Raw genomic sequence first — 20,059 nt, 5'->3', positions numbered from 1 at the left:
AATATTTTAAAATTAACGATACGGGTACCATGCAAATGTTAAGACGATGATTATAAGTAGCATCGTTAAAAAGATACTGTTTCTATAATAAGTGTTTTTAATTTTTCGAACCAAAGCGAAATAAATCATCCCGAAAGCACTTCCTAAGACTATAAAAAAAGGAATTGTAAGGAGAAATATTAGACTAACACCTCCACCGCCAACAGGAATAAAATAACTAAGTATCCATGTAAGTAATCCGCTGAATACAATAACAATTGATTTTATTTGATCGTTCATTTTTCGGATGCTTATTAATTTTTTTAAGTTGCTACTTAAAGGGTTTTAATTCCGTTTCTTTTTTACTTCTCTGTCGCAATAGATAAAAATCAAGTCGTCAACTGAATTATCTCCAAGTTCTTTGGCTTTTTTCAAATCTTTACATGCGCTTTTTGTCTCTTTCTTGCTTGGTTGTAAATTTCCATTTCCAGTTAATAGGTTCTTCTTAGCTGTTCCAAGGTTTGCATACGCTTGAAAATAATTTGATTTAATTTCAATTGCTTTGCTATAATCCTTAATAGATTGTTTAAAATTTCGCAGCATATCGTTTGCAGTTCCACGGATAAAATACAATTCAGGATCTTTTGAGTTGATTACAAAATACTGATCACAGTTTTGTATTGCTTCTTTAAATTTTCCTTGAGCATAGTGAATACGAGCAAGCCAATACAAGGCAGACTGCATCATTTTAGGATTGCTGTTGTTGGTAACTACATAATTGTAGTCTTCTTTAGCCTTTTCTAAATCTCCAGCATGCATTTTTGCAAGACCTCTATCTATAAATGAAGCCATATCTGTGCTGTCTAGTTTGATCGCTTCTGTAAAATCAGCAATTGCTAAATCATATTTTTGAAGTCTGTCGTATGAAAGTCCACGATTTATATAACAGGTTTTTTGAACTGTTTTTGTATCAACGATTTTCATTAATTCTGTGTAATTCGCAATTGCTTTTTCAAAATTCCCTGATTGAAAATTGGAATTTCCTTCTTTATATAATGCTATTGGATCATTCTGAGCATTAACTGAAATTGCTAGTAACAGAAAGATTACTGTTAGCTTTATTTGATTAACTTTTTCCATCTTTTATATATTTGATTAGGTAAAACCTCGCAACAACTGCTTTCGCTTGTTATTGCAAGGTTTCTTGGTAATCAACCCACATTTAGGCGTTTTGATTTTTTAATGCGTACATGTCTCTGGTATTTTTTTGTACGGCTACGGATGCAAATAGACTTAATGTAAATGACATTCCGTAAAACCCTTTTTCACTCAATTCTAATTCTGCATTCCACAATCCAACTACGAGTAATAAAATTGCTGCAATAGTTGTGAACCAGCTAATTCCATAATAGATTTCAGTTACTGGAATACCTTCCATTTTATCTCTTACAGCTTTTTGAACTGAAATCACGGAGAATAATCCGAATAGTAAAATGGTGAAGTAATATCCTTTTTCGTTAAATTCCATGGTTGCTTTCCATAATCCGATACAGTACGATATCATTCCGATGGCTAATGCTGCCCAAGATGCAGATATAAACGCTGGTGTTGGTTTAAAAGGATTTTTTTCTGCTCTATTTGTTGTTGTTCTAGATTTCTTGTTTTTTTCTTCTGGATTTAAAAATTTGTGTTGTTCCATAATGGTTTGATTTTAAATGTAAATTGATTTGTTGTTGTGTTTTGATTACAGGACAAATATGCGATTGGATTTTTGAGTATGAAATCTAATCTTTGATAAAAAAGGATTATATTTATAGAATAATAAATTGTTTAAAGTATTGATATATAGTATTTTAAATAAATAAAAACAGTCGATATAATGATCGCTATTGATGTTATTATTTCTGAATTTTCTACAGAAGAACAGCAAGAGTTTATAAAATATCTTACGTATAGAAACAAGCGACACGATACAAAGAATGTGCAATTGTTTCAGTTGCTACTCGCGAAGTATCCCGCTAAGGAGATTCCTAAAAAACTATATGGAAAGGACAACAAAACAGCGTATCACGGATTGCGGAAACGTTTGTGGAGTTCATTGGTTGATTTTATGGCAACACAAAGTTTAACGCATGAGGTTTCAGATGAATTGGAAATTACCAAACGAATTTTAGTTGCACGGAATTTATTGCTCCAAAAACAATTTAAGACAGCATTTAAAATTTTAGACAAAGCTGAAAAAAAAGCACGTGAGATTTTGCATTTTTCGCTATTAAATGAAGTCTATCATACACAAATACAATACGCACATAGAACTAGTTTTGCGCCGCCTTTGGAAGTTTTGATTGAAAAATGTACTGCCAATCAACAAGATTTTCTGCAAGAAGAAAAATTAAATATGGCGTATGCAGTTATTCAGGAAGAAGTGCAAAAAGTAGTGTATAAAGGTGAAATTATCTCGTTTCAAAGTCTAATCCAAGAAACCTATGAGCGTTTTGGAATTTCAAAGGAAATCGGATTGTCTTATAAATCCTTATATCAATTAGCACAAATTGTCAACTCAATTGCTGCAGTTAACAGAACTTATTTTGCGATTGAACCATTTATTTTAGAGAATTACAACGCCATTTCGAACCGATTAAAACAAACAGACAAACATTTGTTTTATCATATCAAAGTATTGTATCTAATCGCTAATATTTTCTTTAGGAAGAAAGAATTTGCGCAAAGTTTAACCTATTTGGAGCTTATGAAAGCAGCAATGGAGCAACAAAAGCAAAAGTATTACAAAGATTCTTTGTTATCTTATCAATGTTTGTTAGCGTTGAATTATAACTATTCTGGAAATGCCAAAAAAGCTATTCAGTTATTAGAAGAAGTGATCGATTTAAAAAAGTATGATTTAGAAGCCATGTTGGACGTACATATCAGTTTGATTGTATTGTATTTTCAGCAAGGTGAATATAAAAAGGCGCAAAAAGTATTCTCAAAATTTTATCATACGGACAAATGGTATGAGGAAAAAACGGGCGTGGATTGGGTCATAAAAAAGAATTTGATTGAATTGTTATTACATATTGAACTGGGAAATATTTCTTATGTTGATTCGCGTTTTGCAAGTTTTCAGCGAAAGTACTATCCGTTTTTTAGAAAATCGGGAGAAGAACGCGTAATTACCTTTTTAAAATTTGTAAAAGAATTTTATCATGCGCCAGAAAAAGTAACTTCTGAAGAATTTCAAACGAAATTTGCACAATCTTTTCAATGGAGAGAACGTGTAGAAGAAGATATTTTTGTCATGAGTTTTTACGCTTGGTTAAAAGCCAAAATGAATAAAACTTCATTGTATGAAACAACTTTAGATTTGGTAAAGATTTAATAAACTAAAAGCAAAGCGCTTCTGAACAAGTCTAAAAACGAAGAATGTCTAAGCTAGTCTAACAAAAAACTATTCAATCTTCAAATAAAGATTTAGATATTTCCTAAGAAAAGAAGTATCAAACTTGTGTCCTTTTTTTTCTTTAGAAATAAAGTGAAAGAAAAAACGATCATTTTCAGTTTCAACCAAAGCTGCAATACCTTGCATTTCAATAGTATCCCATGAAATGGTAAACTTATGTTCTTCAATAGTTACATTTTTAAAGCTGTATTCTTTGAGTTTTTTATGTAAAAAAATACTTGTGGCAATCTGTCTCCTTGAACATTTACTTCGTAACACTTCCCATTGATCGACAATCGATTCCGAAGCAGATTTCTCAACACGATCATAAAAGAAATAATATTTAGAAAACTTTCCGAATAGCTCAGTGGTTGAAGTTATTGCTGAATCGTACAAATGAAATTTTTTGTAGAGATGCACGTTGACATATTCAGTAACAGGGAAAACAGAATCTTTTTGCAATTGCAAGAGTTCTTTTCCTGGAACCATTTTTCCTGTCAATAACGCCATTGGGATCATTTTCATAAATTGATCTTCAAGATTACGATTTATTTCAGGATCAACTTTTGGATAGTCGAATGTAGAAGATGAATTATTAGAGAAATCAATAATTCCAAATGTAATTTGACCGATAGCTAAAATGACAGTAATTATAATTCCAAAGGCAGATTTTGAGTTTTTCAATGTATGAGTTTATTTAAAATAGAAGTTGTGATCTTTGTGAGTTTTAAGAGTTCTAAGATATAAAATAATGTTACGAAAAAAGGAACTGTAAATTTACAGTTCCTTTAATACTATTACGAAAGTACACTGAGCGGAGGCGAAGTGTACATTTTATAACTTAAACAAGCTCTACAAAAAGCCCATCATCGTTTTTCTCAACTTTAGCAAGACTATTCTTAGTCAATTCTTTAATAGACTTGTCCCATTTTTTATTAGACAATCCTGCTTGCGCTTTTAAATCTGCTAATGGAAGTTTTTCTACTTTTTTCAATAAGTCTAAAACCACTTTGGCTTCGTCAGTTAAAGCAACTTGCTTTTTCTCTGGTCGCATTTGTGGAAAGAACAATACTTCTTGGATAGATGGATTGTTGGTTAAATACATAATTAAACGGTCCATTCCAATTCCTAAACCAGATGTTGGCGGCATTCCATATTCTAATGCACGAATGTAGTCATTGTCAATAAACATTGCTTCATCGTCACCTTTTTCAGAAAGTTTCAACTGCGCTTCAAAGCGTTCACGCTGATCAATTGGATCATTTAACTCCGAATAAGCGTTGGCAATTTCTTTACCACATACCATTAATTCAAAGCGTTCTGTTAGTTCAGGATTATCACGATGTTCTTTACACAACGGACTCATTTCTTTCGGGTAATCTGTAATGAAGGTTGGTTCAATATAATTCCCTTCACATTTTTCGCCGAAAATTTCATCGATCAGTTTTCCTTTCCCCATCGTTTCATCCACTTCAATGCCCATGCCTTTGGCTGCTTCACGAAGTTCTTCTTCAGATTTTCCTGTAATGTCAAATCCTGTGAAATCAATGATCGATTGTGTCATCGTTACACGTTTGTACGGTGCTTTAAAGTCAATGGTATGTTCTCCAAACGTTGCTGTGGTAGTTCCGTTTACGGCAATAGCACAGTGTTCCAATAACTTTTCTGTGAATTCCATCATCCAATTGTAGTCTTTGTAAGCTACATAAATTTCCATGGCGGTAAATTCAGGATTATGTGTACGATCCATTCCTTCATTACGGAAGTTTTTAGAGAATTCATACACACCATCAAATCCACCAACAATCAATCTTTTTAAATACAATTCGTTGGCAATTCGCATATATAATGGAATATTCAATGAGTTGTGATGTGTTACAAATGGACGTGCAGCTGCTCCACCAGGAATTGGTTGTAAGATTGGTGTTTCTACTTCAAAATAACCAGCTTCATTAAAGAAGTTACGCATAGCGTTGAACAATTTTGTACGCTTTACAAACACTTCTTTTACGTGTGGATTTACAACCAAATCAGCATAACGCTGACGGTAACGCTGTTCTGGATCATCAAACTTATCATATACAACTCCATCTTTCTCCTTTGGAAGTGGCAATGGCTTTAAAGCTTTACTCAATACCGTGAAATTTTTCACCATTACGGTTTTTTCACCAACTTTTGTAGTGAATAATTCTCCTTCAATTCCAATAAAATCACCTATGTCTAATAATTTTTTATAAACAGTATTATAATGTGATTTATCTTCTCCTGGACAAATTTCGTCTCTATTAAAATAAACTTGAATTCTTCCTTCAGCATCTTGCATTTCTGCGAATGAAGCCGAACCTTGAATACGGCGCGACATCAATCTACCTGCAATTATCACCTGTTTACCTTCTGCAAAAGTTTCCTTCACCTGTTTCGAAGTATGATTTACAGGATACAAATTTGCTGGATAAGGATTAATATCGAGTTCGCGTAACTTTGAAAGTTTTTCTCTACGAACGATTTCTTGCTCTGATAATTGCATAATATTATGTGTAAATTTAAGTTTGCAAAGATAAATACATTTCATTAGTATACCAATGTATTGATTTGGAAATATTTGAACTCACAAAACTTTGTAGCAACAGTAATTCTGTAACATTTTTGCTGTTTTTCAGTCTTATGAGTATCATCAATCATTAAACAAAATAATAACATGAGTATTTGGAGAGTATTATTGGCAATTAATTTTCCGCCATTATCTGTATTGGATAAAGGTTGCGGATCTATAGTAATTGTCTTTCTTTTGTGGATATGTGGTTGGGTTCCCGGAACCATTGCCGCATTGGTCATATTAAACAATCCAGATCGACAATAAAAACTACTTAATTTAATAACCATGAAAAAAATCTATTTAGGACTTTTAGTCGTATTAGCAACATTTTTTACAAGTTGCGAATTCTCGGAAACAATTTATATTAATGATGATGGTTCAGGAAAAGTGTCGTATTATTTAGATGGCTCTGAACTGATGCAAATGATGGGAAGTCAAATGACAGGTGGAAGAGAAGAGTCTATTGATTCTATGATATCGTTCAAAGATATATTTCGAAAAGGGAATTTAAATCTTTCTAAACTTTCAAGTGATGATCAAAAAAAGATCAAAAGTCTAGAAAAATTAAATATGCATATGGTGATGGACACCAAGAAAAGTAAATTCACTTTTGATATTTTTGCAAACTTCAAAAGTATAAGAGACATGCAAAGTATGTTTGGCGCGATGAATTCGCTCAATAAATTGGCTCAAGATTCTAAAATAATGGGATCTAAAAATCCGTTGTCTTCTATAGATCCAGATAAAGTGACAAAGATGGAGTATTCCTTTAATAATAATGTATTTAAGCGTTCCTTTCAAGTTTTAGATAAAAAGTTGCTGGATTCTCTTAAACAAAATATGGGACAAGCAGAAATGTTATTTGCTGCGTCAACCTATAAGTTGAATTATCACTTTCCTAAAAAAATCAAATCCGTTTCTGTAAAAGATGCTGTCATAGGAGAAGATGGGAAGAGTTTTACAGTGAAAATTAATGTTATGGAATTTGTAAACAATCCGGAAATTCTAAACTTAGAAGTTGAGTTGGAAAAATAAAAAAGTATATTACTAAATAGAGAAGAGGAATTACACAATTGTAATTCCTCTTTTTTTTAACCTATTTTGGACACCATTCGCATATACTGTTGCAAGAAATTGTTGGGCATCTCCATGGATCTATGGAATGAATTGTCAAAATTGTAGTCCCACTAGGACATGCTAAAAGCGTTAATGCTTCTTGTGCTTGTCCATCTTTTAATCCTCCTGTAATATTCGCAATATTACTTTTCTTTATGGATAATGATTTTAGAGATTTTTTCTTCATGATCTATTATTTTTTGTTTCGTTGCAAAGAACTTTTAAATCGCAATTTTACAAAAAGGCATTTTCACTAAAATTACTACAGGAAAAACACGTAAGAATTGAAGTATGTAAATAGTATCTTAAAAAGGAATCTCCTTCGTTGATAATATCGTATTTTTGTAATTGTAAATATGCATACATTGAACAAAACGATACAAGTACAGGATTTAGGTACAAAAGATTATAAAGAAACTTGGGATTTTCAAGAAGATTTATTCAAGGACATTGTTGATACTAAAATTAAAAATCGACGCGAAGACGCAGGATTGGAAACAAAGAATCACTTTTTGTTTGTAGAACATCCGCATGTATATACCTTAGGAAAAAGTGGTGATATTTCTAATTTATTATTAGATGAAACACAATTAAAAGCCAAAGGTGCTACGTTTTATAAAATAAATCGTGGAGGTGATATTACGTATCACGGACCTGGGCAAATTGTTGGCTATCCTATTTTGGATTTAGAAAATTTCTTTACAGATATTCATAAGTATCTACGTTTATTAGAAGAAATGATCATTTTGACTTTGGCAGAATATGGTTTGAAAGCGACTAGGAGCGAAGGTGAAACGGGCGTTTGGTTGGATGTAGGTACGCCGTTTGCACGTAAAATATGTGCTATGGGAGTACGCGCGAGTCGTTGGGTAACCATGCACGGTTTTGCTTTGAATGTAAATGCAGATTTAGGATACTTTGATAATATCATTCCGTGTGGAATTAGAGGAAAAGCGGTAACTTCTTTAAATGTTGAACTCGGAAAGATGCAGATTGATGAGGCGGAAGTAAAAGAAAAATTATTGCGTCATTTTGAAATACTTTTTGAAGCTGAACTTGCATATCAAACTGTAAAATGAAACTTGTAAAGATAGGATTGCTAATTTTTACGATTATCATCACCGTACTTCTTTTTGTGTTTAGTTATGTGATGTATTTAGATTTGAGAAGTTTTCAAGGAGCTGTCTCGGCGTTGTTTTTTTTAGCATGTACGAGTTCCTTTAGCATTTACTTCCATATTAAGACCTTGCGTTACTATCCGTTATTTATTTTTGGGAAAACCATAGAAGAACTCACCAAACAATATTGGGCTTTACATATTTCTTTTGGACTCATTAATTTATTGTTGGGTTTTGGAATTTTAATTCCGAAAATTATAAATGGAACGTTTGTGATGTATTCTTTTAGTGCAATCTTATCTATTTGTTTTATCGTTTTTGGATTTGTTACGCTTTTGGAAACCTATAAGTTGAATCGTTTTGTAACTATTTACAAGAGAAGACGAGAGCAGCATGAAGAAATAGAAAATATTAAAGGAGTTAATGAATCTTAGTAGTGAAAGTCTTATATTGAAGCGAAAAATCACTCACATTGACCAAAATTATTATTCAAGAAACATTAAAAGTTTTCATTGTAGCGTATGTAGTCCTAGTTAAAGGAGGAATGTTGTTTCTTTTCTTTGAATCATTTTCGCGCGATACCACTGCAAATACTTTTGATTACATTCTTTTAACACTTGCGTTTGTTGCTGGAATTTTGAGTGTTGTATTTCATGTAAAAACCTATCCATATTACAGTAAAATAAAGAGAAGACGTACGATTCCTAAATTGTTATGGATTGCTGCGTTGCTTTTTCCTAGCTACGTGCTGTATTTTACATATGAGACATTTATAAACTTTTTTTATGCCACAAATGCTTCGATAACCCAAGATGTGAATGGTTTTATCTTTTTTATGATCATCTTATTGTTTAGTTTGATAGCTATTGTGGAAGCCTTTTTAATGTTTAAAAGAGTTCAAAAACGTCATGAAAATTTATCTTTGGAAGAAGAATTAGAAAATATAGGTGATAATTCTATTTTATAAAGCACAAAAAAAATATGCGTATATTTAAAATCATACTTATTATAGTGTCTGTATTTATTTCAGGAACAGTGATATATCTTGTATGGAATAGTATGGCAACTTCACGCAGTGCACAGATTCCTTTATATATATATTTATACTTAGGATTTGCTTTTGCTTCTGCAATTGCAAATATTATTTATCACATTAAAACATTTCGTTTTTACAGACGAAAAGAAAAACGACGTTTAGAAAAAAAAGTACACAAATTTTTGTGGGTTGGAACCATTTGCTTTTCTACCTTTCTTATTTATATCGGTGGTGTAACTTTGTACTCTCTACTTCGATTTATAGAATACGGATATAGTAAACAAGATGTGTTTTCAGTTTTATTGTTTCTGATTCCAGGTTTTTTCGGCTTCTTAGAAGCTTCGTTGTTAAAAAAACGTATTAGACGCTTGCGTTCAGAACACGACGTAATAGAGGAAATCGATAATATTGGTAAGGAAATGGAATATTAGTAGTATTTTCTAACACCTAACACCTAATTTAACTTATATACCAAAATAGTATTGTTCTCTCCTTTGGTAACAACTTCTAGCTTATTGTCTTTGTCAAAATTTCCAAGGTCAATCGCTGAACTTCCAAATGCTGGAAAACCTGCAATTGGTTTGGCGTTGCTATCAAATAGATATACTTTTTGTGCGTCTTTATCCGTAATTGTAACGTAAATTTTATTGCGAATGTAAAAGATATTTGGTTTGCTGTACGAACCAAAGTCGAGTTCTACGGTTTTGTCTTTGATGCGTAACTTATTCTCAAAGAAACTCACTAGGGTTTTACTTGTCATCACGACATCGTGACTTTCCTCTACAGGAAGTTTTGTTTCCTGAAATTGCCCTTTCTGATCTATCTGAATTAAATTTCCTTTACGATCTGATGTGGTGAAAAGATTGTCGTGAATGTACATAATATTGTCTGAGAATTGAACATTTTTCTTTGGTGTAATTCTCGGTTTTCCTGTACGTGATAAGATGTGTAGTTTTCCGTTGCTTTCCTGAAATGTAATATAATCCTTAGAGCGAACTCTAAAATGTTGTGGCGGATTGATAAAGTCGTTCTCTGAACCTGAAAACTTAAATCCAGAAACAGTTTTTCCTTTTTTATCGCGCATAGATACTTTATTACCTTCTGTAAATACAAAGCGGTAGTTTTTGGATTTGTCGTAATCAAAAATAGCAACAGGTTGTGTATAGGTTGTTTTGGCTTTGGTTGGATATGGTTTTACATCTTTTCCATTTCTATCTAACACATAAAAAGATTGCGAAGTTGTAAATGCTAATTGTAAGCGTCCGTTTTTGTATAAATCTACTTGAGAAACTTTCCCTAAAAGCTGTCCATCCAATTGCTTTTTCCATAAAACTTTTCCTGAAGTAGAAATTAAGTACAAAGCATTTTGGTCATCTTGCACTACAATTTCTTTTCGTTTTGTAATATGATTTTTGACAAATTGCGGATTAGAAGTAGGAGGATTGTCCAATACTATATTCAATAATTGAGAAACTGTATTTTCAGAAGGTTTTGCGGTATTTCGTTTTAAAATACCATGAACATGTGCATAATTGCTTCCTTTTTCGTTAGTAAACTGTAAGGCTGCAAAAGGATAGTCTTCAATATTGATGCTTGAAATTTCTTTTTGATACTTTTTCTGAGCGCTTTCTGCGAATGTTTTCTTGAATGTTTCCGTATTTACAAACGTAAGCAAAGACGATTCGTCACTTAAACTTTTAATGGTTTCTTGATAATTCTTTTGATAAAACAATGTTTGTTCATCTTTATACATACCAATTAACATAGCTAAACTACCTGCTGCCTCTGGTTCAGAAAAGACTATATATTCATCCAAAACCACAAAAGTACGATTGTCAAAATTCTTGATAAAAGGCGTAAAATGGTCTTTAAAAAGCGATGCGTCTTCGTTTTCGTAAACTTTTATATTTCTTACTGTACTGGCTTCGGACTTGGTTTGTAATTGTGTGATAGCTTCATTGCTAGAAGAAATAAAACGCAATCCAGTAAACGTATTTCCGTTAAAAGAGAAGGTGGTGACTTCTTCTAAAGCATCAAGCAGTGAGTTTTTTATTTCTGGGTGAAACTTCTTGTATTCATCAAATGTTATGGAAGTAAAATATTCAAAAGACACAGGAATCACTTTTGCCATTTTGTACTCTCGAGGAGCCGTATTTTTTAAAGAACTCAGTGTGTGTGATAGTGAGTCGTTTGACGTTACAACTCCTGTAAACGAAAGTTCGTCAGGTAAAATGCTTACATCTAGTGCTGCTTGTTCTCCAAAATTAGTTACAATGTCTGTAGCTGCATTTGGAAATAATTTTTTTAATAAGGGTTGAAAATGCTTTGGATTGGCTAAAACTGTTGCAGATTTTGTTTCATCAATGGTGGCGTAAACTTTTTTGAGTGTTTCAGGAATTGTTGCCTTTTTGTAGGAACGAATGCAATTTTCAATCAATAATTCAGAAGAAGAATTTATAAAAATGCTATCGGCAATAAAGGTATAATTTACACGATCATTCAACGTAGTTTTTGTGATGGAGTTTCCTTCATAGTCAATTTTTTCAGTGCTAGACTTCGCTAAAGAATCTAAGACAATTAAGTCAGGATGAATTTTTGTAATAAAGGTGTATTCAAAATTTTTCTTTCCTAATTCATTAAAGCATAGCAAAGCTTTCGAATTGGGTTTTATGTATTGTAAATAGTCAACAAAGGCATTAAAGTCTTTTTTGAAAAATGGTTTTCGAAATGATTTTAATAACTGATTGTTTTTGAGTTCGCTTCGAAAGCTTTCAAAATTCTGAATTTGTATGATTGCAGCAGCATTTTGTGGAACATAAGCTAATAGAGAATATTCCTTAGGAGTTTCTGTTGTACAACCAATACTAAGTATGGTAAGAAGAAGAATGAGAATTCTTTTCATGTAATTTCTATTTAAAAACATCTTGCGATGTTGTTGCCCTTTTTGTAATGTATCTACAAAAATATAAAACTTACTAATTTATGAATTAGTATAAGAGCAATAGAATTACAGTTCTTATTAACATAAATAACCAAACAGGGTATTAGAGATACAGAAACTCCATTATGTACTGAGAAGCTTTACACTTTGCATTGAAGATACATGTAAAAGCTGCTGTTGCAAATGGAGAATGAGTAAAGTTGTCCTTTGAGTTAGTTTAGCTATTATTTCGAAAGAAGCGACATCACATATTCATAACTTTCATTGAGTAAGTTTGCTAGGTTGTCTAAGTCGTTCATCATGTCATCGGGAATTAATACATATCATTTCATAGTTGCGCCATAGGATTTGTAATAATCGGAGTTAAATTCCTTGATATATTTTTCTTGTACTTCTTTTGAGTAGCGGAAACCAATCTCGCCAGCTTAGTTAAGCAAGCCAAACATGTGTCTGTTGGTAGAAGTGTAAATCATGCTTTTGCCTTTTCGCTTAAAGAGAGGACATTTAGCTGCGATAGCATCAAAAATGTTGAGTCGTTCTTCCCACATAAAAAATAGTTTTAATAGGTTAAAGTTACATTTTTATAAATACGGGTAGTGAATCTTTTAGATGTTCCCTTATAAGTGTAACTTAAACTAAACATTATGAAAAAAAAATATCAAAAGTCTATCGCTCTCAAAGGGAAAAATTAGCTCATTAAATGAGGTTGAAATTCACGGAGGATTGGCAGCTTCTGCAACACTAACAATTACGGTGACTCTTTCATTTTTGCTATGTCCTCCAGATAATGATATAAATAAAGTTCTAGGAAAACCGAGAGCGACTTCTGGCTGTCCTTGAATTATATAGTAGCGATATTTATTCTCGTTCAAACATCATCAATGGGCCATCAACTTCATATTCATGTCCAATAAATAGTTTGCCATCTTCAAAAAAGTATTCATAAGGAATATCTAATAAGGTGATCGTTTCACTACTTAAAGAGAAAAATAGATGCCTTTATCAAAAAATTGTAAAGGTTCATCAATTTCATTGTCTACAATCAGTCTGTTTTGAGATAGATCAAAATTCCAAAGATGATTTGCTTGAAAATTTGGTGGCGCACATTCGCAGAAAACATCAACTAGTTTCTATAGACCCGCAACTGAATTTGCATCTGGAATTACAATATCGTCATTGTTTCAGGAAGTGAATAATCCTATGGTAAATAGGAATAAAAGAATTTTAGTTTTCATAACGGTCGGTTTTAGTATAAATGTACTAAAATTACAACGAGAAAACTTTTTGAATATTATAAATCTAAGGTGTATTGTTCTGGAAGCAAACGAAATGACATGCGATGATATTTGGTAGTGCCATATTTCTTAATTGCTTCACGATGTTCTACGGTCGGATACCCTTTGTTCTTTTTCCAGTTATACATGGGAAATTCTTCATGAATCTTTTCCATATACGCATCTCGGTAGGTTTTGGCTAAAACAGAAGCAGCAGCAATATTCAAATACTTTCCATCGCCTTTGATAATGGTTTGATGTGGAATTTCTTTATAGGGTTTAAACTTATTTCCATCTACAATAATATGTTCAGGGATGATGGAGAGTTGATCAATAGCTTTGTGCATTCCTAAAATAGAAGCATTTAATATATTGATAGTGTCAATTTCTTTGGGGAAGATGTGCGCTACGCCAAAACCCATAGCTTCCAATTCAATAACAGGGCGCAAAATTTCACGCTTTCGTTCACTCAACTGTTTAGAGTCGTTTAGTATATCATTTGAAAAATCTTTAGGTAAAATAACGGCAGCGGCTGTAACTGGTCCGGCAAGACATCCGCGTCCGGCTTCATCAGTTCCAGCTTCCAAGCTCTCAGATAATTGTAATGCTAGCATGCGTAAAATCTTAAAAGACAAAACTATTCGTTCTAAAAGTTAAATCAAAATAGAAAAACAAAACAAGTTCTATTTAAAAAAACAACAATTTATGATTTCAATAACAAATCTTAGCTTTTTATTTCGATCAAAAAGTATACTTTTGTTGCGTAGCTAGCGTAAAATGAATGGTAACTATGTAGATACGCTAAAAAAATCAAAGAAGTGAAGCACATCCTTTTCGTTATATTTATATGTATTACTGTTTCTGCTGTACAAGCGCAGGAAGGCGAATTTAAACCAATTCCAGAGAAAAAACAAAGACTCGATCAAAGAGGTCAAGAACCTGTGAATAGGGGAAATAAAGGTTCAGAAAAAGACAATACTGCCAAACGAAAAGAATACGATATCAATCTGTATAAAGTTATTTCTCACGATAGAGATACTACGATTGTAGATACTACATTAACAATTCAGAAAGATTACAAGTACAATTATCTGCGTAGAGACGATTTTGAATTGATACCTTTTTCAAACTTAGGGCAAACATATAATAGTTTAGGATATTCATTTGATAGAGCTGCTGCTTTTCCAAGTATTGGAATGCGAGCAAAACACTTTAATTATGACGAGGTTGAAGATGTGAAATATTTCAATGTGCCAACACCAACTACAGAACTGTTCTTTAAAACAGCGATGGAACAAGGGCAATTATTGGATGCTTTTATTACTATGAATACTTCCAAACGCATGAATTTTTCGATTGCTTACAAAGGAATGCGTTCGTTAGGAAAATATCAAAACATACTGAGCAGTACAGGTAACTTTAGGTTAACGGCAAACTACCGCACAAAAAATGACCGTTATGGATTGCGTGCACATTTTTATTCGCAAGATGTTCTAAATAACGAAAATGGAGGATTGACTACAGAAGCTGTAGCAGACTTTGAGAATGGAGTAGAAGAATTTACAGATAGGTCGCGTTTATCAGTGCAATTTCAAGATGCGCAAAACATATTGGTAGGAAAACGTTACTTTTTGGAACATGATTATAAAATTGTAAAACAAAAAGATTCCATAAGAGACAATAACTTACGCGTTGGGCATACCTTTAATTACGAAACAAAATATTACATCTACGATCAAGCGAATGCAAACGTATTATTTGGAAATAGTTTTGTGTCTAATTCTATCAGAGATCGTTCGCAGCTTAGAAAGTTATTCAATCAAGCAAGTTTAAGTTATTCGACAAAAACTTTTGGAGATGTAAAATTTAAAGCCAATCATACTAAATACGATTACTTCTTTGATAAAATTCTATTTCCTGCTTCAGGAAATGTTATACCAAGCAGTTTGGAAGGTGATGTGATTGCCATTGGAGGAGAGTGGAGACATACCATTGCAGGAATTCAGCTAAAAGCAGATTTGTTAGCAAATGTATCAGGCGAACTTGGTGGAAATTATTTTACAGGTCGTGCACGATACAATTTTAATGATGACTTGAAGGCTGAAGCTTCTATTGTTATCAATTCCAAAGCACCAAACTTTAATTTTCTCATTAATCAAAGTGATTACATAGATTACAACTGGCGTAACAATTTCAAAAACGAACGCACACAAAGCATCAACTTTAGTCTGAAGTCTAAAAAATGGGGGAATGCTGATGTAAGCTTTGCATCCTTAGATAACTATACATACTTTTCTGGGCTTACGGCAGGTGCGCAAGTGTCACCGCAACAAAGCCAAGATGCTATTACGTATTTAAAAGTAAAACTAGGGAAAGAATTTCGTTATGGAAAATTTGCACTTAACAATACTGTAATGTATCAGCAAGTGACACAAACTGGAGATGTGTTCAATGTTCCTGACTTGGTAACACGAAATACATTATACTATACAGACAAGTGGTTCAAAAAAGCACTTTTCATTCAAACGGGAGTTACCTTTAGTTACTTTACAGAATACTTCGGAAATGCATACAGTCCATTACTTGGAGAATTCTACAGTCAAAATCAACAAAAAATAGGAGGTTTTCCTCGCTTTGATGTCTTTATAAATGCCAAAGTAAGACGTACGAGAATTTATTTCAAGTTAGAACACTTAAACTCTTCTTTTACAGGATATAACTTTTTCGCCGCACCAAATCAACCATATCGTGATTTTGTAGTTCGCTTTGGATTGGTATGGAATTTCTTCTCTTAAAAACGGAGTAAAAAAAGTTTAACTATTTGTAATATTTTGAATTAGAACTGTTAAAGGTGATTTTAAATCTATGAATAACTGAGTTTACAGGATGTCGTAATGTTTATGTCAAAGAATTTAAATAATATATGAATCTATAAATCTTTTCTTAATTCAAAAAGTTTACATTACTTCTTCAATAAAGTTTTTGAAACTAGGATTAAAAATAATACTTTTATCAAAAATTGCTAAATTCCTATATTTTATTAAAAATCGGTATTGATTAATGCTGTATTTTCAAAAATGCAATTGTTTTGATGCTTATTTTGTTGATAGTCAATGAATATTCATTAATGTAAAATCAAAAAATGGAGTTGTCAAGTTCTGACAAAAAAAGTAAGTGTAAATATGCTAAGATTTACTTTTTATTTTAATTGCATGGTTGGTGAAATATAGAAATTAATATTTAAAAAGTTTCTCAATGGTTTAAAGATCATCCTATTTAGTATCTAAAGCTTGAGTTACTATTTATTAAACTAAACCAAATATTAATGAAAAAATTATTACTCATCCCATTTCTTTTCTGCGTCACACTTGCCTTCTCGCAAAACGGGCCTACGACGATTATTCAAGGAGAATTTAAAGGAAAAACAATTCCTCTTAGAGATTTTGTGACAAATGAAGAACAAGCCTACAGGGTTAATGAAATTAGAATCATATCTAATAATCTAAGGGCAAACGAAAAATTAAACCCAAATGGACTTCCACTTAATGGTGTTGATCCTTTAAGACAGAGAACAAATGGTAATTATTCAGCAATGTTTAATTTGGAAGAAAACTTTGATGGTATTTCATCAAACGAAGCGGGTGGAGCTACTCCTCCAGATCCATCTGGTGCAGCAGGTCCAAACCACTATGTAAATGCGGTAAATACTGCAGTAAAAGTTTTTGATAAATCAGGAAACCTTTTAGCTGGTCCAACACCGCTAGGTACATTCTTAAGTTCAGGGAACAATGATGGAGACCCTATTGTAATGTATGATCATTTAGCAGACAGGTATTTTGTAAGTCAGTTCGGAGTAGCAAACAATTCTTTAATTATTGGGGTTTCAGATACACCAGATCCAACAGGAGCTTATAATGTATATGAATTTCCTTTAGATTCTTTTCCTGACTATCCACACTATGCTGTTTGGCCTGATGGATACTATCTTACTTCAAATAAATCTGGAGATACAGTATATGTATTAGATAGAGATGTAATGGTGAGCGGAGGTACAAATCCACAAATTGTAGGTTTTTCGCTACCAGGAATCGTGAATAACCCAAATACTGTTTTTAGTCCAGAACCAGCAAACCTTTTAGGAAATACTTATCCAACAGATGTTCCAGGTTATATTGTATACCTGCAAGATGATGGATGGAGTGCTGCTATTACAAATGACCATTTAAAAATATGGGAAATTGATATGGATTGGAATACGCCTTCTAATTCTGTAGTTTCTATTCCTATAGAGGTTGGTTTAAATGCTTTTGACTCTGTATTTGCTCCTTTTGGAACAGGAGATGTTGATCAGCCAGGAACAAATCAAAAAATAGATATGATCGGTGGTGTAATATCGTATGCCGCAAACTATAGAAGTTTTGGAACTCACAACTCATGGGTAATAACATTTAACGTAGATGTAGATGGTAATGATACTTCTGGTATCCGTTGGATTGAATTAAGAAATAATGATACTGATGGTTGGAGTGTGTATCAAGAAGGTACGTATGCTCCAGCAGATGGTCGTAGCCGTTTCATGGGGTCAGCAGCAATTGATCAACAAGGAAATATTGGTTTAGGTTTCAATATTGCTAGTGGTACTTTGCCTGTTGGTATCGCATATACTGGACGTTTTAGTACTGATCCTTTAGGGCAAATGTCTGTTGCTGAAACTACTATAGTTGCAGGTGTTGGTGTGCAAACATTTTCTAATAGATTTGGTGACTATTCACACCTAACTATGGATCCAGATGGATTTACCTTTTGGCATACAGCTGAATACTTTAGATCTACTAATGTTTGGCAATCTAGAGTAGCTTCCTTCAGATTATCTAATGGTTTTGATGGTGATGTCGGAATAACTGCAATTGTAAATCCAGTCAATGCCGCTTTAACAAACTCAGAAACTGTAGAAGTAACTGTCAGAAACTTTGGTAATTTAAGCCAATCAAATATTCCTTTAGAGTTGAGAGTTGATGGTAACCTAGTGGCTTCAGAGGTTTTTACAGGAACATTGAATTCCGGTGATACAGCTAACTATACATTTACGCAAACTGTTGATCTATCAAACGCCGGTCAAACATATACCATAGAAGCAAAGACAGCTCTAGCTACCGATGAATTCACATTAAATGATCCATATAGCAAAGATGTTACGCATTTACTTGCGAACGATGTAGGTGTAACGAATATTACTGCGCCTGTAACAGGAACTGGACTTGGAAATGAAGCTGTAACTGTAACAGTTAGAAACTTCGGTTCTAATGCACAAAGTAACATTCCAGTTCAGTACAGTGTTGGTGGAGGAGCTGTTATTACTGAAACTATAACAGCTACAATTAATCCTGAACAAACACTTGATTACACATTTACTCAAACTGCTGATTTATCAAATGTAGCAGTATATTCAATCACTGCTTCTACAACATTAGTTAGTGATCAAATGGCTAGCAACAACAGTACGACGGTATCAGTTGAGAATACGATATGTGCACCTTCAGCAAATTGCAGTTTTGGTGATGGTTTAAGGTTGTTCTCTATTGCTGAAATTAATAACCCTTCTGGATGTGAAGGTTATGGTGATTTTACAAATCAAGTTGCAAGTTTAGAGCCTGATACTACATATCCTTTAACTTTAACAACAACTTATGGGGATCAATATGTAACTGTTTGGATAGATTTCAATGACAATAATATTTTTGAAACAAATGAAAAAGTAGTATCTGATTTTATATTGGGAGCAGGACAAACAGGAGGAACTTTTACAGATACTGTAAATATTACAATACCTGCTGGTGCTAACGAAGGAAATCACAGAATGAGAGTAAAAACGAACTGGGATGCTGTCGTTCCTGATGATGCTTGTGCGGAAACAACTTATGGTGAAACAGAAGATTATACAGCAAGTATTCAAACTTTAAGCGTTGAAGAATTTTCGTTGACTAATAACTCAGACCTTAAAATCATTGAAAAAGGAGAAAATCAATTCGAAGCTGTATTAAATACACCATACAAAGGTTCTGTATATGCTGCAATCTATAACATAAATGGTCAACAACTTAAGTTTAAAAACTTATCAAGAACATCTGCTAGCTCTTATGTTATTAATTTAGACATGTCTCAAGCAGCTGCAGGACTGTATACACTAAAAATTGGAGGAAAAGAAACTAAAGCGCATGTTACTGAAAAATTTATAGTTAAATAATGTTCATATTATTATCTAATAAATAATGAGAACTGCCTTATAATTAAATTGCCATATTTTTATGTCTTCAAGACTAATTAATATGGCAATTTTTTAGATTTGAATATCAAAAAACATATAACAAGGGGCTTTATAAATCCCTAACACCTAATCCCTAAAACCCTATTTTCCATCTTTCGGTTTCCCTTTGCTTTTTTAATTAGTAAAAAAGCAACTGGTTACGTTTTCGTCAGTCGCTACTCTATGGATGTATTTTCAAAAGTCAATAATAACATCCTAAGTATATAATAAGGATATAATAAGTATTTATGTTGTA

At 32.7% G+C, this 20,059-nt stretch carries 19 protein-coding genes; 10 read left to right on the top strand and 9 right to left on the bottom strand.

The genetic code is table 11. The features are described from left to right. Positions 1-12 precede the first annotated feature (12 nt). The 3 genes from MK119_RS13655 to yiaA form a co-directional block, all read right to left on the bottom strand. Entirely contained in the window at positions 13-279 is a 267-nt protein-coding gene (locus tag MK119_RS13655; RefSeq protein WP_290679790.1) for a hypothetical protein, read from the bottom strand. Positions 280-324: 45 nt separating this feature from the next. Beyond that, entirely contained in the window at positions 325-1,119 is a 795-nt protein-coding gene (locus MK119_RS13650) for a tetratricopeptide repeat protein (protein WP_290679788.1), read from the bottom strand. An 82-nt stretch (positions 1,120-1,201) separates the two neighbouring features. Continuing rightward, positions 1,202-1,678, bottom strand: coding sequence for an inner membrane protein YiaA (gene yiaA / locus MK119_RS13645; RefSeq protein WP_290679786.1), 477 nt, complete (start codon positions 1,676-1,678; stop codon positions 1,202-1,204). 180 nt (positions 1,679-1,858) lie between these two features. On the opposite strand from yiaA, the gene MK119_RS13640 reads away from it, so the two are divergent. Further along, on the top strand, positions 1,859-3,358 hold the full coding sequence (locus tag MK119_RS13640) for a hypothetical protein (protein ID WP_290679784.1): 1,500 nt from the start codon (positions 1,859-1,861) through the stop codon (positions 3,356-3,358). 69 nt (positions 3,359-3,427) lie between these two features. Here the strand turns inward: MK119_RS13640 and MK119_RS13635 are convergent, their stop codons facing one another. Next, on the bottom strand, positions 3,428-4,102 hold the full coding sequence (locus MK119_RS13635) for a hypothetical protein (protein ID WP_290679782.1): 675 nt from the start codon (positions 4,100-4,102) through the stop codon (positions 3,428-3,430). Between the two features lie 157 nt (positions 4,103-4,259). Continuing rightward, positions 4,260-5,945 (bottom strand): lysine--tRNA ligase, encoded by a 1,686-nt coding sequence (lysS, locus tag MK119_RS13630; protein ID WP_290679780.1) that lies wholly within the window; start codon positions 5,943-5,945, stop codon positions 4,260-4,262. Positions 5,946-6,116: 171 nt separating this feature from the next. Between lysS and MK119_RS13625 the strand changes: the two genes are divergently transcribed. Then, positions 6,117-6,278, top strand: coding sequence for a YqaE/Pmp3 family membrane protein (locus tag MK119_RS13625; RefSeq protein ID WP_290679778.1), 162 nt, complete (start codon positions 6,117-6,119; stop codon positions 6,276-6,278). Between the two features lie 21 nt (positions 6,279-6,299). Further along, positions 6,300-7,049, top strand: coding sequence for a hypothetical protein (locus MK119_RS13620; protein WP_290679776.1), 750 nt, complete (start codon positions 6,300-6,302; stop codon positions 7,047-7,049). A gap of 61 nt (positions 7,050-7,110) precedes the next feature. On the opposite strand, the gene MK119_RS13615 is transcribed toward MK119_RS13620, so the two are convergent. Next, complete coding sequence (locus tag MK119_RS13615) at positions 7,111-7,317, bottom strand: hypothetical protein (RefSeq protein WP_290679774.1); 207 nt, start codon at positions 7,315-7,317, stop codon at positions 7,111-7,113. Between the two features lie 178 nt (positions 7,318-7,495). Here MK119_RS13615 and lipB point away from each other — a divergent pair, with 178 nt between their 5' ends. Genes lipB through MK119_RS13595 form a run of 4 tightly spaced genes read left to right on the top strand, consistent with a single transcriptional unit; the run spans position 7,496 to position 9,715 of the window. Further along, positions 7,496-8,209 carry a lipoyl(octanoyl) transferase LipB gene (gene lipB, locus MK119_RS13610; RefSeq protein ID WP_290679772.1) on the top strand — a complete coding sequence of 238 codons (714 nt, stop codon included), beginning with the start codon at positions 7,496-7,498 and terminating at the stop codon, positions 8,207-8,209. Continuing rightward, positions 8,206-8,682, top strand: coding sequence for a hypothetical protein (locus tag MK119_RS13605; RefSeq protein ID WP_290679770.1), 477 nt, complete (start codon positions 8,206-8,208; stop codon positions 8,680-8,682). The genes lipB and MK119_RS13605 overlap by 4 nt, the downstream gene beginning before the upstream one ends. A gap of 38 nt (positions 8,683-8,720) precedes the next feature. After that, positions 8,721-9,215, top strand: coding sequence for a hypothetical protein (locus tag MK119_RS13600; RefSeq protein WP_290679768.1), 495 nt, complete (start codon positions 8,721-8,723; stop codon positions 9,213-9,215). Positions 9,216-9,229: 14 nt separating this feature from the next. Then, positions 9,230-9,715 carry a hypothetical protein gene (locus MK119_RS13595; RefSeq protein WP_290679767.1) on the top strand — a complete coding sequence of 162 codons (486 nt, stop codon included), beginning with the start codon at positions 9,230-9,232 and terminating at the stop codon, positions 9,713-9,715. A 23-nt stretch (positions 9,716-9,738) separates the two neighbouring features. Here MK119_RS13595 and MK119_RS13590 read toward each other — a convergent pair whose 3' ends face one another. Both MK119_RS13590 and MK119_RS13585 read right to left on the bottom strand, forming a co-directional pair. Next, positions 9,739-12,186 carry a hypothetical protein gene (locus tag MK119_RS13590; protein WP_290679766.1) on the bottom strand — a complete coding sequence of 816 codons (2,448 nt, stop codon included), beginning with the start codon at positions 12,184-12,186 and terminating at the stop codon, positions 9,739-9,741. Positions 12,187-12,938: 752 nt separating this feature from the next. Further along, positions 12,939-13,097, bottom strand: a complete 159-nt coding sequence (locus MK119_RS13585; RefSeq protein ID WP_290679764.1) for a hypothetical protein — start codon at positions 13,095-13,097, stop codon at positions 12,939-12,941. 89 nt (positions 13,098-13,186) lie between these two features. On the opposite strand from MK119_RS13585, the gene MK119_RS24325 reads away from it, so the two are divergent. Further along, on the top strand, positions 13,187-13,417 hold the full coding sequence (locus tag MK119_RS24325; RefSeq protein WP_366512818.1) for a DUF1059 domain-containing protein: 231 nt from the start codon (positions 13,187-13,189) through the stop codon (positions 13,415-13,417). A 99-nt stretch (positions 13,418-13,516) separates the two neighbouring features. Here the strand turns inward: MK119_RS24325 and MK119_RS13580 are convergent, their stop codons facing one another. Continuing rightward, positions 13,517-14,113 carry a ribonuclease HII gene (locus tag MK119_RS13580; protein WP_290679762.1) on the bottom strand — a complete coding sequence of 199 codons (597 nt, stop codon included), beginning with the start codon at positions 14,111-14,113 and terminating at the stop codon, positions 13,517-13,519. Positions 14,114-14,317: 204 nt separating this feature from the next. Here MK119_RS13580 and MK119_RS13575 point away from each other — a divergent pair, with 204 nt between their 5' ends. Next, positions 14,318-16,294 (top strand): putative porin, encoded by a 1,977-nt coding sequence (locus tag MK119_RS13575; protein ID WP_290679760.1) that lies wholly within the window; start codon positions 14,318-14,320, stop codon positions 16,292-16,294. A 530-nt stretch (positions 16,295-16,824) separates the two neighbouring features. After that, positions 16,825-19,743 (top strand): GEVED domain-containing protein, encoded by a 2,919-nt coding sequence (locus MK119_RS13570; RefSeq protein ID WP_290679758.1) that lies wholly within the window; start codon positions 16,825-16,827, stop codon positions 19,741-19,743. Positions 19,744-20,059 lie beyond the last annotated feature (316 nt).

The sequence above is a fragment of the Kordia sp. genome (genome assembly GCF_022447245.1).
Taxonomy (GTDB): Bacteria; Bacteroidota; Bacteroidia; order Flavobacteriales; family Flavobacteriaceae; genus Kordia.
The sequence above is the reverse complement of the archived record's forward strand: the minus strand, read 5'-3'. Positions and strand labels throughout refer to the sequence as shown.